The sequence below is a fragment of the Atlantibacter subterraneus genome, from assembly GCF_007570865.1.
GTDB lineage: Bacteria > Pseudomonadota > Gammaproteobacteria > Enterobacterales > Enterobacteriaceae > Atlantibacter > Atlantibacter subterraneus.
In genome coordinates this window covers 552,771-566,641 of sequence record NZ_VLPS01000001.1, presented here as the reverse complement: position 1 = coordinate 566,641, position 13,871 = coordinate 552,771, and the positions used below count along the sequence as shown (strand labels likewise).

Here is a 13,871-nt window from a genome sequence, read left to right as displayed (position 1 = left end):
TTTTGTTTTGCCAAATCGGCATCAAAACCCCGCCGGGAGTGTGCTTCACCAACCACTCGACGGATGACAACAATCAATGTTAGCGGCATGATAACCATTCTATGTAATAAATCAGCAAGGAAATGCCATGTCCCGCATCCATCTCATCGCTCCATCCGGTTATTGCATTGCGCAGGAGGCCGCGCAGCGCGGTGTACAGCGGCTCACCGAGGCGGGACATCAGGTGAGCAATCAGGCAGTTATTTCCCGGCGTTTTCAAAGGTTTGCCGGGGATGATGCGGCGCGCCTTTACGATATCAATCAACTGGCGACCTTAACCAATTCCGATATCGTGCTGGCGGTGCGCGGCGGTTACGGTGTCACGCGCCTGCTGGAAAATATAGACTATTCCGCAATCGCCGCGCGCCAGCGCCGCAACCCGCTGGTCATTTGCGGGCACAGCGATTTTTCCGCCGTGCAGCTACAGCTGCTGGCGACCGAAAATGTCATCACGTTCTGCGGGCCGATGCTGGCGGGCAATTTTGGCGCGCCGGAAATGAACGCGTTTACGTGGCACCACTTCTGGCAGGCTGTGACATCGCCGGAATTCACCCTGGAGTGGCAAACTCGTGCGCCAGACTGCCAGGCGCACGGCACTATCTGGGGCGGTAATCTGGCAATGCTGTGTTCGCTGCTGGGCACCCCGTGGATGCCGGACATTGAAGGCGGCATTCTGGTGGTGGAGGACATCAACGAACACCCGTACCGCATCGAGCGGATGCTGTTGCAACTGCATCAGGCGGGCATTCTCAACCGGCAGCGCGCGCTGGTGCTCGGCAGCTTTAGCGCCAGCAAACCCAACGATTACGATAACGGCTACGATCTGGGTGCAATGATCGAGACCCTGCGCCAGCGTCTGGCGATCCCGGTAATTCCCGGTCTGGATTTTGGTCACGAGCAGCGTACCGTGACGCTGCCGCTGGGCGCGATGGGTAGCCTTATCTGTGACGCTAATCAGGTGTCGCTCACCGTCAAAGGTCATCCCGTGGTGAATAATTCCGGAAATAATCATTCACATCGTTAATTAGTCCCTCATTCACGGCCTAATTGTGGTATACCAAAATAGACCCGGCGGCGTTGCGCCGCCTTGATAACAGCATGATGAAGGAGAACGATAACGTTGGACGGCGGGGCGATTTTTAGTCTGTTTATTCTGGGTTCGGTGCTGGTTACCTGTAGCATTTTATTAAGTTCGTTTTCTTCCCGTCTCGGTATCCCTATTCTGGTTATCTTTCTCGCCATCGGCATGCTGGCGGGAATCGATGGCGTCGGCGGCATTCCTTTCGATAACTACCCTCTCGCCTATTTGATCAGTAACCTGGCGCTGGCGGTGATCCTGCTGGACGGCGGGATGCGCACCCAGGCGAGTTCGTTTCGCGTGGCGCTGGGCCCGGCACTGTCGCTGGCGACCGTTGGGGTGTTGATCACCTCGGGGCTGACCGGCATGGCGGCGGCGTGGCTGTTCGGCCTGCCGATTATGGAAGGCTTGCTGATTGGCGCGATTGTCGGCTCAACGGATGCGGCGGCGGTGTTTTCCCTGCTCGGCGGCAAGGGGCTGAACGAGCGTGTGGGCGCGACGCTGGAAATTGAATCCGGCAGCAACGACCCGATGGCGGTGTTCCTGACCATCACCCTGATTGAGATGATCCAGCACCACACCAGTACACTTAGCTGGATGTTCGCCTGGGAAATCATCCAGCAGTTCGGGCTCGGCATTATCGTCGGTCTGGGCGGCGGCTTCCTGCTGTTGCAGATGATCAACCGCATTTCTATGCCCCAGGGGCTGTATCCGCTGCTGGCGCTCAGCGGCGGCATCATGATCTTCGCCATTACCACGGCGATAGACGGCAGCGGCATCCTGGCGGTGTACCTGTGCGGATTCCTGTTGGGCAACCGCCCGATCCGCAACCGCTATGCTATTCTGCAAAACTTTGACGGTCTGGCCTGGCTGGCGCAGATCGGCATGTTCCTGGTGCTGGGCCTGCTGGTCAATCCATCAGATTTACTCGCCATCGCGATTCCGGCGCTGCTGCTGTCGCTGTGGATGATCCTGTTTGCCCGTCCGCTGTCGGTGTTCCTGGGCCTGCTGCCGTTCCGCGGCTTTAATCTGCGCGAGCGGATCTTTATTAGCTGGGTGGGGCTGCGCGGCGCGGTGCCAATTATTCTCGCCGTGTTCCCGATGATGGCCGGCCTTGAGAACTCGCGGCTGTTCTTTAACGTGGCGTTCTTTGTGGTGCTGGTGTCGCTGCTGTTACAGGGTACATCGCTGAGCTGGGCGGCCAAAAAAGCCAAAGTCGTGGTGCCGCCGGTGGGGGTGCCGATTTCCCGCGTCGGGCTGGATATCCATCCGGAAAACCCGTGGGAGCAGTTTGTTTACCAGCTCAGCGAAGAGAAATGGTGCGTGGGCGCGGCGCTGCGTGATTTGCATATGCCGAAAGAGACCCGCATCGCGGCGCTGTTCCGCAATAATCAGCTGCTGCACCCTAACGGCAGTACCCGCCTTCAGGAAGGGGATATTCTGTGCGTGATTGGCCGCGAGCGCGACTTACCGGCGCTTGGTAAGCTGTTCAGCCAGTCGCCGCCGGTGGAGCTGGATCAGCGCTTCTTCGGCGACTTTATCCTCGAAGCCAGCGCCAAATTCGCCGATGTGGCGTTTATTTACGGTCTGGAAGCCAAAGACGCGGATGATGCCCAGCAAACCATTGGCGAAATGATGCTGGCGCAGCTCGGCGCGGCACCGGTTGTTGGCGATCAGATTGAGTTTGCCGGGATGACCTGGACCGTGGCGGAGAAAGAGGATAACCAGATCCGCAAAGTGGGCCTGCGGGTGCCGGAACCCGAGGCGGAGTGATCCGCCCCGGTGCGTGATTACTGAGTGACCACCGGCACGCGCGGCGCGAGCGCGCACATCAGTTCATAACCTACGGTGCCCGAGGGCGCGGCCACATCGTCGATTTTGATGTTGTCGCCCCACAGCTCCACCGAACTGCCGATGCCCGCCTGCGGGCACGGCGTTAAGTCCACCGTTAGCATATCCATCGACACCCGTCCCACCAGTTGGGTGCGCACGCCATCGACCATCACCGGCGTACCGGTGGGTGCCTGGCGCGGGTAGCCGTCGGCATAGCCGCAGGCCACCACGCCGATACGCTGCTCGCCAGTCGCCTTGTAAAGACTGCCGTAGCCCACCGTATCCCCGGCCTTCAGATTCTGAATGCCGATGATTTCGCTATTCAGGGTCATTACCGGTTTAAGTCCGGAGGTAGCGACATCGCGCCACTGCCCGCTCGGCGATGCGCCATACAGCACAATCCCCGGGCGCACCCAGTCGAAATGGCTTTCCGGGTGCCACAGCGTGGCGGCGGAGTTGGCCAGCGAGCGCGGGCTGTCGAGCCCTTCCGCCGCCTGCTCGATGCGCGCCAGCGGTTCGGCAATGCCGTCCGGGTGTTCGGCGTCGGCGAAATGCGCCATTAACGTCAGTTGGCCGACGTTTTTCAGCTCGCGCAGCTGCCGCCACACCGTCTGAACCCGATCCGGCGTAAAGCCCAGCCGGTTCATCCCGCTGTTGATTTTAAGATATACGTCGATGGGCGCGTTCAGCCGGGCATTGGCCAGCACTTTCACCTGCCAGTTACTGTGCAGGCTGGTGGTTAAACGGTAGCGGTCAAACAGCGCCAGCTCATCGGCATGGAAAAACCCCTCCAGCATCAGAATCGGGCCTTTCCAGCCGCGTTCACGCAGTAAAATCGCCTCTTCAATATTGAGCATCGCGAAGCCGTCGGTGCCGGAAAGGCCTGACCAGACGCGGTCAAGACCGTGTCCATAGGCATTCGCTTTGACCACCGACCACACCCGGGAATGGGGTGCGGCTGAGCGCACCACCTGAAGATTTTGCCGCAATGCTTGCAAGTCGAGACGCGCGACAATTGGACGAGCCATGTCTACTCCTGTGTTATTGGTGCGCCCCGTGTAAACGATGGGATGACGTTGGGCGGAACCCGGAGGAGTAACGCGCCACGCCAAGATCGTCAAAAGGAATCGCCGGGGTGCGCCCGGAAATCAGATCGCTGATCAACTGGCCGGAGCCGCAGGCCATGGTCCAGCCCAGGGTGCCATGCCCGGTGTTCAGCCATAAATTCTTATACGGGGTGCGCCCGACAATCGGCGTGCCGTCCGGGGTCATGGGCCGCAGCCCGGTCCAGAACGTAGCCTGCTCAACGTGCCCGCCGCGCGGATAGAGATCGCGCACCACCATTTCGAGGGTTTCGCGGCGCGGTTGCAGCAGCGCGGTATTAAAGCCGACAATCTCCGCCATGCCGCCGACCCGGATGCGGGAATCAAAACGGGTAATGGCGATTTTGTACGTTTCGTCGAGAACCGTCGACATCGGCGCCCCGCTCTCTTCGGCGATGGGGATCGTCAGAGAGTAGCCCTTCAAAGGATAGACCGGAATATCGACAATGCCCCTGAGCATCGCGGTGGAATACGAGCCAAAAGCCATTACGTAAGCGTCGGCTTTGACCACTTCCTGGCCGCACTGGACGCCGTAGATCTGGTTGCCCTCATACAGCAGGCTGTCTACCGGGGTGTTGTAGCGGAACACCACGCCCGCGTCGGCGGCCATACGCGCCAGACGTTGGGTGAATAACTGGCAGTCGCCGGTTTCATCATTCGGCAGTTGTAAACCGCCGGTCAGCTTGTGGGCTACATCCGCCAGAGCCGGCTCCACTTCCGCCAGCCGATGGGATTCCAGCAGTTGATACGGTACGCCCGCGTCTTCCAGCACCGCAATATCCTTCGCCGCGCTTTGATACTGCTGTTCAGTGCGAAACAGTTGCAGCGTGCCGCCCTGTCTTCCTTCGTAGGCGATGCCGGTACTGGTGCGCAGTTGTTTCAGGCAGTCGCGGCTGTATTCCGCCAGACGCACCATGCGGCCTTTGTTTTCCATGTAGTGGCGGGTATCGCAGTTACGCAACATCTGCCACATCCATTTAAGCTGAAAACTGGAGCCGTCAAGGCTGATCGCCAGCGGCGCATGGCGCTGGAACATCCATTTGATCGCTTTCAACGGTACGCCCGGCGCGGCCCAGGGGGCGGCGTAACCCGGCGAGATCTGCCCGGCGTTGGCGGCGCTGGTTTCCAGCGCCGCATCCGGCTCCCGGTCGATGACGGTGACGTCATGACCCTGCTGACGTAAATACCAGGCGCTGGTCACTCCCACCACGCCACTTCCCAGCACAACGACTCGCATATCCACTCCGATTTAACCGAAAGAATAATCTTCTGATTACAAATTGATAACTCAGAAGAAAATATTATTCAACATAGGCTTTTTTTATGGTGACTAACCTCACATCTTGCCCAGCCAGCACAGGATGCTGGAAAATAGCATCTCCTGCTTCGGCGTAAAATTCTGCAAGATAAAATGCTAATGCCCGGCGGCAAATCCCCTGTTCTGGATCACTAAATCGCGGAGAAAAAAATTTCGTTAAGCCACGGATTTTTCCGCTGTGTTCTATGCTTTGTAGGTAAGGTTCCCCGTGCAGAGGGTTCCGCAACAATGAGGGCGCGCTGATGGCTATTATTGATTCCGAAACAAGGGATTCCCGTCGCCTGAGCGATGGGCCAGACTGGACGTTCGATCTGCTGGATATCTATCTTGCTGAAATTGATAGAGTGGCGAAGCTGTACCGCCTCGAGACGTACCCGCATCAAATTGAAGTCATCACCTCCGAACAGATGATGGATGCCTATTCCAGTATCGGGATGCCGATTAACTATCCCCACTGGTCGTTTGGTAAAAAGTTCATCGAGACCGAAAGGCTCTACAAGCACGGTCAGCAGGGGCTGGCCTATGAAATCGTTATCAACTCTAACCCCTGCATTGCCTATTTGATGGAAGAGAACACCATTACCATGCAGGCGCTGGTAATGGCCCACGCCTGCTACGGGCATAACTCATTCTTCAAAAATAACTATTTGTTCCGCAGCTGGACCGACGCCAGCTCGATTGTCGATTACCTGATCTTTGCCCGCGGCTATATTACCGAGTGCGAAGAGCGCTACGGCGTGGATGAAGTGGAGCGGCTGCTGGACTCCTGTCACGCCCTGATGAATTACGGGGTAGACCGCTACAAGCGCCCGCAGAAAATCTCGTTGCAGGAGGAGAAAGCGCGCCAGAAAAGCCGTGAAGAGTACCTGCAAAGCCAGGTGAATATGCTGTGGCGCACCCTGCCGCGCCGGGAAGAGGAAAAAACGGTGGAAGCCGAGCGCCGCTATCCGTCCGAGCCGCAGGAAAACCTGCTCTATTTTATGGAGAAAAACGCGCCGCTGCTGGAGCCGTGGCAGCGTGAGATCCTGCGCATTGTGCGTAAGGTCAGCCAGTATTTTTACCCGCAGAAACAGACCCAGGTGATGAACGAAGGTTGGGCGACGTTCTGGCACTACACCATCCTGAATCATCTCTACGATGAAGGGAAAGTGACCGAGCGCTTTATGCTGGAATTTTTGCACAGCCATACCAATGTGGTGTTTCAGCCGCCCTATAACAGCCCGTGGTATAACGGCATTAACCCGTATGCGCTGGGCTTTGCCATGTTCCAGGACATCAAGCGGATCTGCCAGTCGCCGACTGAAGAAGACCGCTACTGGTTCCCGGATATCGCCGGTGCGGACTGGCTGGATACGCTGCACTTCGCGATGCGTGATTTTAAAGATGAGAGCTTTATCAGCCAGTTCCTGTCGCCGAAGGTGATGCGCGATTTCCGCCTGTTTACCGTGCTGGATGACGATCGCAATAACTATCTGGAAATTTCCGCCATCCACAACGAAGAAGGCTACCGTGAAATTCGCAACAAGCTTTCTTCACAGTACAACCTGAGCAATCTGGAACCGAATATTCAGGTGTGGAATGTCGATTTGCGCGGCGACCGTTCGTTAACCCTGCGTTATATTCCGCATAACCGCGCGCCGCTCGATAAGGGCCGCCGGGAAGTGCTGAAGCACGTACACCGCCTGTGGGGATTTGACGTGATGCTGGAGCAACAGAATGAAGACGGAAGCGTAGAACTGTTGGATCGCTGCCCGCCGCGTATGAATACGCTGTAAATTTATTCTTCCACTCAACCTGGTGCCGAGCCTGTATCGCGCCAGGTTTTTTTGTGGGTTGCGACGCTGGCCTATAACCTTCCGTAATGTATCAACTTTTCTCGCCCCACCTTCCTGATAGGTATTCCCTATATTAACGATAGGTAAAAGTTTATAAATATATTACCGGGTGTGACTAGAATTTTTAGCATCAACACGGATTATTCGTTAGCTAATGATTAGCGTTGACACAGCTTTACAGTGGAGAACATCCCGTCAGGACGACGCATTCACACGGATTTTTCGATTTGAGCACTGCAGCACGATACAACAGGAGTGTATTCCACCATCTGGCTACACCTGCAGAAGGAAAATAATATGATCATGCTATTACCTTTACTGAAAGTGTTAATAGTCATTACGGTGTTGTGCGGTCTCTGGGTGTTATTAGGCGGTACGGTACTTTTCGCCTTTGTGTCGGTGCTTATCACCGGCTTATTGTTAATTAGACAACATAACATCATCTAGACCCGCCTGGCTCCTCTCGGGCACAAAAAAAGCCCCTCCGCCTGAGCGCTTGAGGGGCTAATCATTTGATAAATCTTTTTTTACGCGTTGTTATTCAAAATCAGCTGGCCGTTGCTATCCAGCGGAATGGTCTCGCCGGGCTGTTTATCCATGCGGATTTTGCCCTGCTGATCGCCGATTTTATAGGTGACGTCATAGCCGATCATCTTCTCGGACTTGTCATAGACTGTCTGGCAACGCTGTTGGGTGGTGGTGTAGGTATCGCGCTCCTGCATGGCTCCCTGAATCTGGTTACCCGCATAGCCGCCGCCCAGTGCGCCCGCGACCGTGGCGATATCTTTGCCGCGTCCACCGCCGAACTGGTGACCAATCACGCCGCCTGCTACCGCGCCCAGCACCGAACCGGCAAGACGGTTTTCATCCTGCACCGGACGACGGTGCGTCACGGTGACGTTGCGACACTCTTTACGCGGCGTTTTGACCGTTTCCTTTATCGGCGTGGCGGAAACCACCTGCGCGTACTTAGGCGCGGGATTGAATACATTTAAGCTGGCTACTGCAGCCACACCCAGCGCGGCTGCGACGCCAATCCCTATACCCGCTAACATTGATTTGTTCACAGGACATCCTCCTGGCTGTGTTATTCATAACAATTGTGCAACCGGATGTAAGAGTAAAACATCAGACGAAGGCGTAAAAACGAGGAATATGTGGTGTAAGACGGGGGTTTCAGAGGAGTCCGATGTGACTTAAGCGAAATCCCGCTGATTTGTGCTAAAACCCTCCCGCGACAGGCGGGAGGGTGAGTGGGATTAATGCAGCTTCAGGCGTGGGCGAATAACCCGGTTGATGCTGCCTACCAGCATCATCAAACCAGTTTTGATGTAGCCGTGCAGGGCAATCTGATGCATACGGTACAAAGAAATGTACACGAAGCGCGCGATACGCCCTTCCACCATCATCGAACCGCGCATCAGGTTACCCATCAGGCTGCCCACGGTGGAGTAATTAGAAAGCGACACCAGCGAACCGTGGTCTTTATAGACGTAGTTCTTGAGCGGCTTGTTCTTGTACTGCGCCAGAATGTTGTCCAGCGCCAGGGAGGCCATCTGATGCGCTGCCTGGGCGCGCGGCGGGACGAAGCCGCCTTCCGGACGGGCGCAGGAGGCGCAGTCGCCAATGGCGAAAATATCCGGGTCACGCGTGGTTTGCAGCGTCGGCTCAACCACCAGCTGATTGATGCGGTTGGTTTCCAGCCCGCCGATATCTTTCATAAAGTCCGGCGCTTTGATGCCTGCGGCCCAGACCATCAGATCCGCTTTAATAAACTCGCCGTCTTTGGTATTCAGGCCGTTGGCTTCCGCGCTGGTCACCATGGTGTTGGTCAACACCCGCACGCCCAGTTTAGTGAGTTCGCTGTGGGCGGCGCTGGAAATGCGTGGCGGCAGCGCCGGAAGAATGCGTTCGCCTGCTTCTACCAGCGTGACGTTGAGCGCCTCGTTGGTTAAGCCCTTGTATCCGTAGCTGTGCAACTGCTTCACCGCGTTATGCAGCTCTGCCGACAGCTCAACGCCCGTCGCTCCGCCGCCGACAATAGCGATGTTCACTTTGCCGCTGGCACCGAGGTTGGAAGAGTATTTCAGGAACAGGTTAAGCATTTCCTGATGGAAGCGCCGCGCCTGGTGCGGGTTATCCAGGAAAATGCAGTTCTCTTTCACGCCCGGGGTGTTGAAGTCGTTAGAGGTACTGCCCAGCGCCATCACCAGCGTGTCATAGGCCAGTTTGCGTTCCGGCACCAGCAGTTCGCCCTTCTCGTCGCGCAGCTCCGCCAGGGTGATGGTTTTGCTTTCGCGATTGATGTCTACCACCGAACCCAACTGGAACTGGAAATGATGGTTACGCGCGTGGGCCAGATAGCTCAGCGCATCCACGCCTTCGTCGAGGGAGCCGGTAGCCACTTCGTGCAGCAGCGGTTTCCACAGATGGCTGTGATTGCGATCGACCAGGGTGATTTTGGCTTTTTTACCGCGACCCAGCTTTTTACCCAGCTGCGTCGCCAGCTCCAGCCCGCCAGCACCGCCGCCGACAATCACAATCTTTTTCAATGGCGTAGTCAACGTGACCCCCTTAAATTATTAACCAATTGTTAACTAAAAGTTATATAAATAGCTTTTAATTAACAAAGGGTTACCCGCGTTTCCTCATCCTGTTGACCAAAGAATAACATGAACGGGTCAATGGTCATACCAAATTTGATGTGAATCAATTTTTCTGCCGAAAACTTCAACAAAAAGGGCCAGCACATGGCTGACCCGTTAACATTTTTGACCGCTGCATCGCTTATCCGAGGGTTTTAAACGCCTTGATGCGCTGCAAATGGGGCGAAATGTTTTTAAATTTGTGGGTCTGCTGCTCGTCCCAGACGATTTCGTAATACGGAAGCAGCACCTGGGCCGAACGCTGGCTGTCGAGCGCCTCGTCATTACGGGATAACAGCACCAGGCAGCGGTCGCGGTTTTTCTCGCGAAAATTCTCCACGCACTTGGTGGCGATGTCCTGGTACTCTTCCGGGCGGTCGATCTTCCCTTCCATATTTTCATAGGGGAACAGATTTGGGTTGAAGATGGCCTGACGGATATCGCACAGGAACCCCACCCGCTCGGCCCAGTAGCCGCCAAGCCCGACGCCGCAAATCAGCGGTCGGTCATCCGCATTTAACTGTAGCATCTTGTCCACTTCACGCAGCAGATGTTGCATGTCGTGTTTGGGGTGCAGCGTGCTGTAGCTGATCAGCCGCACGTCCGGATCGATAAATTGCAGTTGCAACACTTTTTCATGGTTACCCGGACTGCTTGAGTCGAAACCGTGTAAATAAATTATCATCGTTACCTCACCCTGCCGCTTACCGATAAACGATTACAGCCCTGCTTTATGGGCCTGCCAGCGCTCATGCTGCGCTTCCAGCGCGCGATTCACCTGCTTCCAGCGCGATGAGGCAAGCAGTTCGCTGCGCGAAAATGAACCTTTATGATACAAATGCGTAACACGTTCAGCATTGATCGGCGACAGGTTATCTAACACGCTAACCGCGCCTTCACGATTATTACAAACCAGGATCATGTCACAGCCAGCATCCAGCGAGGCCTGACCGCGCTCGGCATAGCTGCCCATAATTGCCGCGCCCTCCATGGAGAGGTCGTCGGAGAAAATCACCCCATCAAAGCCTAATTCGCCGCGCAGCACCGTTTTCAGCCAGTGCGGCGAGCCGCTGGCCGGGCGGTCATCTACCTCCGGATAAATCACATGCGCAGGCATGATGGCGTCGAGCTTGTTATCGAGGATCAGGTTTTTAAAGATCGACATATCGTGGCTGCGGATCTCTTCTTCCGGACGGGGATCGCGCGGCGTCTCTTTATGGGAATCCGCCAGCACCGCACCGTGGCCGGGGAAATGCTTGCCGGTGGTTTTCATTCCGGCGCTGTGCATCCCGTCGATAAACTGCTCCGCGACGCGCAGGGCAATCGCCGGGTCGGCATGGAATGAACGCTCGCCAATGGCGGCGCTGATGTGACCGAGATCGAGCACCGGCGCAAAGCTGATGTCGATATCCATGGCGATCATTTCGCTGGCCATTAGCCATCCGGCGTCAAACGCCAGTTTCGCGCCCTCTTCTTCGCCGTACAGTTCGGCGAAGGATTGCGCCGCCGGCAAGCGGGTAAACCCTTCGCGGAAGCGCTGAACGCGCCCGCCCTCCTGGTCCACCGCCACCACCAGGCGATGTCGGGACGCCGCGCGGATTTGCCGCACCAGTTCGCGCAACTGTGCCGGATCGTGGTAATTGCGGGTAAACAGGATCAGCCCGCCCACCAGCGGATGGTTTAAAATCTCGCGCTCTTCGGCATCCAGCTCGAAGCCCGCCACATCCAGCATTACTGGTCCCACATCAACCTCCGGTTAATTATTCTTAAGCCTGTTCCAGGCATCATTGGCAAGTGTAATAAACTGGCTATCGCGCGTTTGCCAGAAATGGCGCTCGTACCAGCCCGCCATCAGGGCGACGGTCCAGGGCCGCCAGCGCGCAACCTGCAAACCCAGCTGTTGCGGGTCAAGTGCAGCACGCTGCGCATAGTCGCCGATTAATGTTTGTCGGTCGCTTTCATCCAGACTGGCGGCGGCGATTTCCAGCGCCACATCGCCGTCTCCGGCGTATTCCCAGTCGATCAGCCGTAGCTGGCCCGCACTGCGTACCATATTACCCGCATGGAGATCCATATGCAGCGGCGCGAGGCGTAGCGGGCGCGGTTCGCCCTGCGCGCGTAGCCGTTGTAAGGTGCGCAACCATAGCGGCGTGCGCCGGGCCGGATCGCTCTGCTGCCAGTAGCTCAACAGCAGCGGTAACAGCTGAATTCGCCAGCCGAATCGTCGCTGCTGATGCAGAGTATACAGCAGCGCGGCCAGCTCACCCGCATCGGGTAAGGTTTCGACCACGTCGCCGCTGATAAATTCGCTGACCAGCCAGCCGTCGCCCAGCGCATAAGGTTTTGGCCCGAGGCCAGGGGCAAGATGCCTGAGTGCGCGATAGTGGCGGCGCAGGCTGACGCCGGATTGCAGGTTGCCGACGTCGCGCCGGGCGACCAGCGGAACGCCAGCCCATTCGAGGCGCAGGCTCTGACCGCTGGAGCCGGGCAGTGGAGAAACAGAACCGGCGGCCTGAGCCGCCGGAAACCGGGATTGAAGCAGTGCGTTTAATGCCGCATCACTGGATTTGGGAAACCGCACCTTTACCTGACCAGATAATTTCGCCGGTTTGCACCAGCATCAGTTGCATTTGCAGAGTCGGCGCGCCGACGTTGCCGCTGGCGCTGGTATACAGCACATAGTGTGCGCCAACGTTACGGGCAATGCCGATCGCCTTACTGCGCGTTCCTAAGCTGTCCTGTGGAGAGAGGCCAAGCTGCTGCTTCGCCATCGACAGCTGCTGCGCGGAAACCAGGGTGAAAGTGTTGTTGTTGGCCAGCGCATTGCGCAGCGCTTCAGTGGCCGGACCGGTTTGCAGCGAACCGTTAGTACGGTTGTTGACCGAATCCACCAGCAGCACGCTGCCCGCATTCACGCCGCCCGCCTGCAACATTTTGCCAACCATCGGTTGCACCGCGCCGCTCCAGTCGTACTGGCGCACTTTCGGCTCTGCCGGTGTTGGTTCCTGATGTTCAATCGGGCCCGGCTGCGACGGCACTGAAGGCACCGACGGCACGGTTGGCACCGGCTGAGGCGTCGGTACCGGTTGCTGTGGCGCAGGTGTGGCTTGATCCACCGGCGCAGGCTCCTGTTGCCCACGCATTACACACCCAGAAAGTATTAACGCTACTGTCGCCAGTAGCCAAAAACGAGGCATCGCCCTCATTAATATCACCCCTTATAACCAGAGATAGAGTCGAACCTGGCTGGCGCCCAAAAATGGCGACGCCGCATTCAGCACGGTACGGCTGTGCGCAGGTATGATTACCGTGGCGGACTTATCCAGTGGATGCAATTCCAGTCCGCTCTCTTCGTACCAGTAAAATTGATAGTTCAGCGTTACGGGCACATCCTTTTCATTGTAAAGCGTACTGGTGGCGACAAGCTTGCCGGATTGACTGGATAATTCTGGTTTTTCAGCAATAACGCCAGCCGCCATCACCGAGGTCTCCATCACCAGCGTTTGCCGGTCGCTTACCGGGATTTCCGGGCGCGAGCTGCACCCTGCCAGCACCATCAGCGAACACAATGCCAGAAGGCACGCACGTTTCATATTACAGCCCTTTATGGGAGAGCATTGGCCCCAACGCGCGTCCACCCAGCAGGTGCATGTGGATATGGTAAACCTCCTGCCCGCCGTGGCGATTGCAGTTCATAATCAGGCGGTAGCCGTCTTCGGCGATGCCTTCCTGCTCGGCGATTTTCGCCGCCACGGTCAGCATCCGGCCCAGCGCCTGCTCGTGTTCCGCCGTGACGTCATTGACGGTGGGGATCAGAATATTTGGGACGATTAAGATATGGGTCGGCGCTTGCGGAGAGATATCGCGGAACGCGGTAACCAGTTCATCCTGAAACACGACGTCGGCTGGGATCTCGCGACGAATGATTTTGCTAAAAATAGTTTCTTCAGCCATGACCGTATCCTTATTTAACGCTGCGGCGCTATAAAGCGCAGTAAACGAGTGAGCCTCTGTGGATTC

The 13,871-nt window shown here is 56.9% G+C and carries 12 protein-coding genes and 2 pseudogenes; 3 read left to right on the top strand and 11 right to left on the bottom strand.

What is annotated here, in order from left to right:
* Nucleotides 1-127 precede the first annotated feature (127 nt).
* On the top strand, nt 128-1,063 hold the full coding sequence (gene ldcA, locus FND52_RS02750) for a muramoyltetrapeptide carboxypeptidase (RefSeq protein WP_144129229.1): 936 nt from the start codon (nt 128-130) through the stop codon (nt 1,061-1,063).
* Nucleotides 1,064-1,159: 96 nt separating this feature from the next.
* A pseudogene (locus FND52_RS02745) lies at nt 1,160-2,872 on the top strand (potassium/proton antiporter); the annotation flags it as partial.
* Here FND52_RS02745 and FND52_RS22065 read toward each other — a convergent pair.
* From FND52_RS22065 to FND52_RS02735, 3 genes and pseudogenes are all read right to left on the bottom strand, one after another.
* Nucleotides 2,819-2,947, bottom strand: a pseudogene (locus FND52_RS22065) (hypothetical protein); the annotation flags it as partial. The pseudogenes FND52_RS02745 and FND52_RS22065 sit on opposite strands and share 54 nt — an antisense overlap.
* The gene (gene dadX / locus FND52_RS02740; protein WP_125292085.1) at nt 2,908-3,978 is read right to left on the bottom strand and encodes a catabolic alanine racemase DadX; all 1,071 of its coding nucleotides are present in this window, start codon (nt 3,976-3,978) and stop codon (nt 2,908-2,910) included. The pseudogene FND52_RS22065 and the gene dadX, both read right to left, overlap by 40 nt.
* Nucleotides 3,979-3,991: 13 nt before the next feature.
* Nucleotides 3,992-5,290, bottom strand: a complete 1,299-nt coding sequence (locus FND52_RS02735) for a D-amino acid dehydrogenase (RefSeq protein ID WP_144129228.1) — start codon at nt 5,288-5,290, stop codon at nt 3,992-3,994.
* A 323-nt stretch (nt 5,291-5,613) separates the two neighbouring features.
* On the opposite strand from FND52_RS02735, the gene FND52_RS02730 reads away from it, so the two are divergent.
* Nucleotides 5,614-7,146, top strand: coding sequence for a SpoVR family protein (locus tag FND52_RS02730; protein ID WP_125292087.1), 1,533 nt, complete (start codon nt 5,614-5,616; stop codon nt 7,144-7,146).
* 587 nt (nt 7,147-7,733) lie between these two features.
* On the opposite strand, the gene FND52_RS02725 is transcribed toward FND52_RS02730, so the two are convergent.
* The 8 genes from FND52_RS02725 to hinT form a co-directional block, all read right to left on the bottom strand.
* On the bottom strand, nt 7,734-8,273 hold the full coding sequence (locus tag FND52_RS02725; protein WP_125292088.1) for a glycine zipper 2TM domain-containing protein: 540 nt from the start codon (nt 8,271-8,273) through the stop codon (nt 7,734-7,736).
* A 192-nt stretch (nt 8,274-8,465) separates the two neighbouring features.
* A complete protein-coding gene (locus tag FND52_RS02720) occupies nt 8,466-9,770 on the bottom strand; it encodes an NAD(P)/FAD-dependent oxidoreductase (protein WP_125292089.1) in 1,305 nt (434 codons plus the stop codon).
* A gap of 223 nt (nt 9,771-9,993) precedes the next feature.
* The gene (ycfP, locus tag FND52_RS02715; RefSeq protein WP_125292090.1) at nt 9,994-10,536 is read right to left on the bottom strand and encodes an alpha/beta hydrolase YcfP; all 543 of its coding nucleotides are present in this window, start codon (nt 10,534-10,536) and stop codon (nt 9,994-9,996) included.
* Between the two features lie 33 nt (nt 10,537-10,569).
* Complete coding sequence (nagZ, locus tag FND52_RS02710; protein WP_144129227.1) at nt 10,570-11,595, bottom strand: beta-N-acetylhexosaminidase; 1,026 nt, start codon at nt 11,593-11,595, stop codon at nt 10,570-10,572.
* A 12-nt stretch (nt 11,596-11,607) separates the two neighbouring features.
* A complete protein-coding gene (gene thiK / locus FND52_RS02705) occupies nt 11,608-12,432 on the bottom strand; it encodes a thiamine kinase (RefSeq protein ID WP_144129226.1) in 825 nt (274 codons plus the stop codon).
* Nucleotides 12,410-13,057, bottom strand: a complete 648-nt coding sequence (lpoB, locus tag FND52_RS02700) for a penicillin-binding protein activator LpoB (RefSeq protein WP_125292093.1) — start codon at nt 13,055-13,057, stop codon at nt 12,410-12,412. Before lpoB ends, thiK begins: the two co-directional genes overlap by 23 nt.
* A gap of 12 nt (nt 13,058-13,069) precedes the next feature.
* Nucleotides 13,070-13,444 (bottom strand): YcfL family putative periplasmic lipoprotein, encoded by a 375-nt coding sequence (locus tag FND52_RS02695; RefSeq protein WP_144129225.1) that lies wholly within the window; start codon nt 13,442-13,444, stop codon nt 13,070-13,072.
* Between the two features lies 1 nt (nt 13,445).
* Nucleotides 13,446-13,805, bottom strand: a complete 360-nt coding sequence (gene hinT / locus FND52_RS02690; protein WP_125292095.1) for a purine nucleoside phosphoramidase — start codon at nt 13,803-13,805, stop codon at nt 13,446-13,448.
* Between the last annotated feature and the right edge of the window lie 66 nt (nt 13,806-13,871).

Coding starts and splice junctions, on each gene's coding strand:
- ldcA (WP_144129229.1), top strand. CDS start 128: ATGTCCCGCATCCATCTCATCGCTCCATCCGGTTATTGCATTGCGCAG.
- dadX (WP_125292085.1), bottom strand. CDS start 3,978: ATGGCTCGTCCAATTGTCGCGCGTCTCGACTTGCAAGCATTGCGGCAA.
- FND52_RS02735 (WP_144129228.1), bottom strand. CDS start 5,290: ATGCGAGTCGTTGTGCTGGGAAGTGGCGTGGTGGGAGTGACCAGCGCC.
- FND52_RS02730 (WP_125292087.1), top strand. CDS start 5,614: ATGGCTATTATTGATTCCGAAACAAGGGATTCCCGTCGCCTGAGCGAT.
- ycfP (WP_125292090.1), bottom strand. CDS start 10,536: ATGATAATTTATTTACACGGTTTCGACTCAAGCAGTCCGGGTAACCAT.
- lpoB (WP_125292093.1), bottom strand. CDS start 13,057: ATGAGGGCGATGCCTCGTTTTTGGCTACTGGCGACAGTAGCGTTAATA.
- FND52_RS02695 (WP_144129225.1), bottom strand. CDS start 13,444: ATGAAACGTGCGTGCCTTCTGGCATTGTGTTCGCTGATGGTGCTGGCA.
- hinT (WP_125292095.1), bottom strand. CDS start 13,805: ATGGCTGAAGAAACTATTTTTAGCAAAATCATTCGTCGCGAGATCCCA.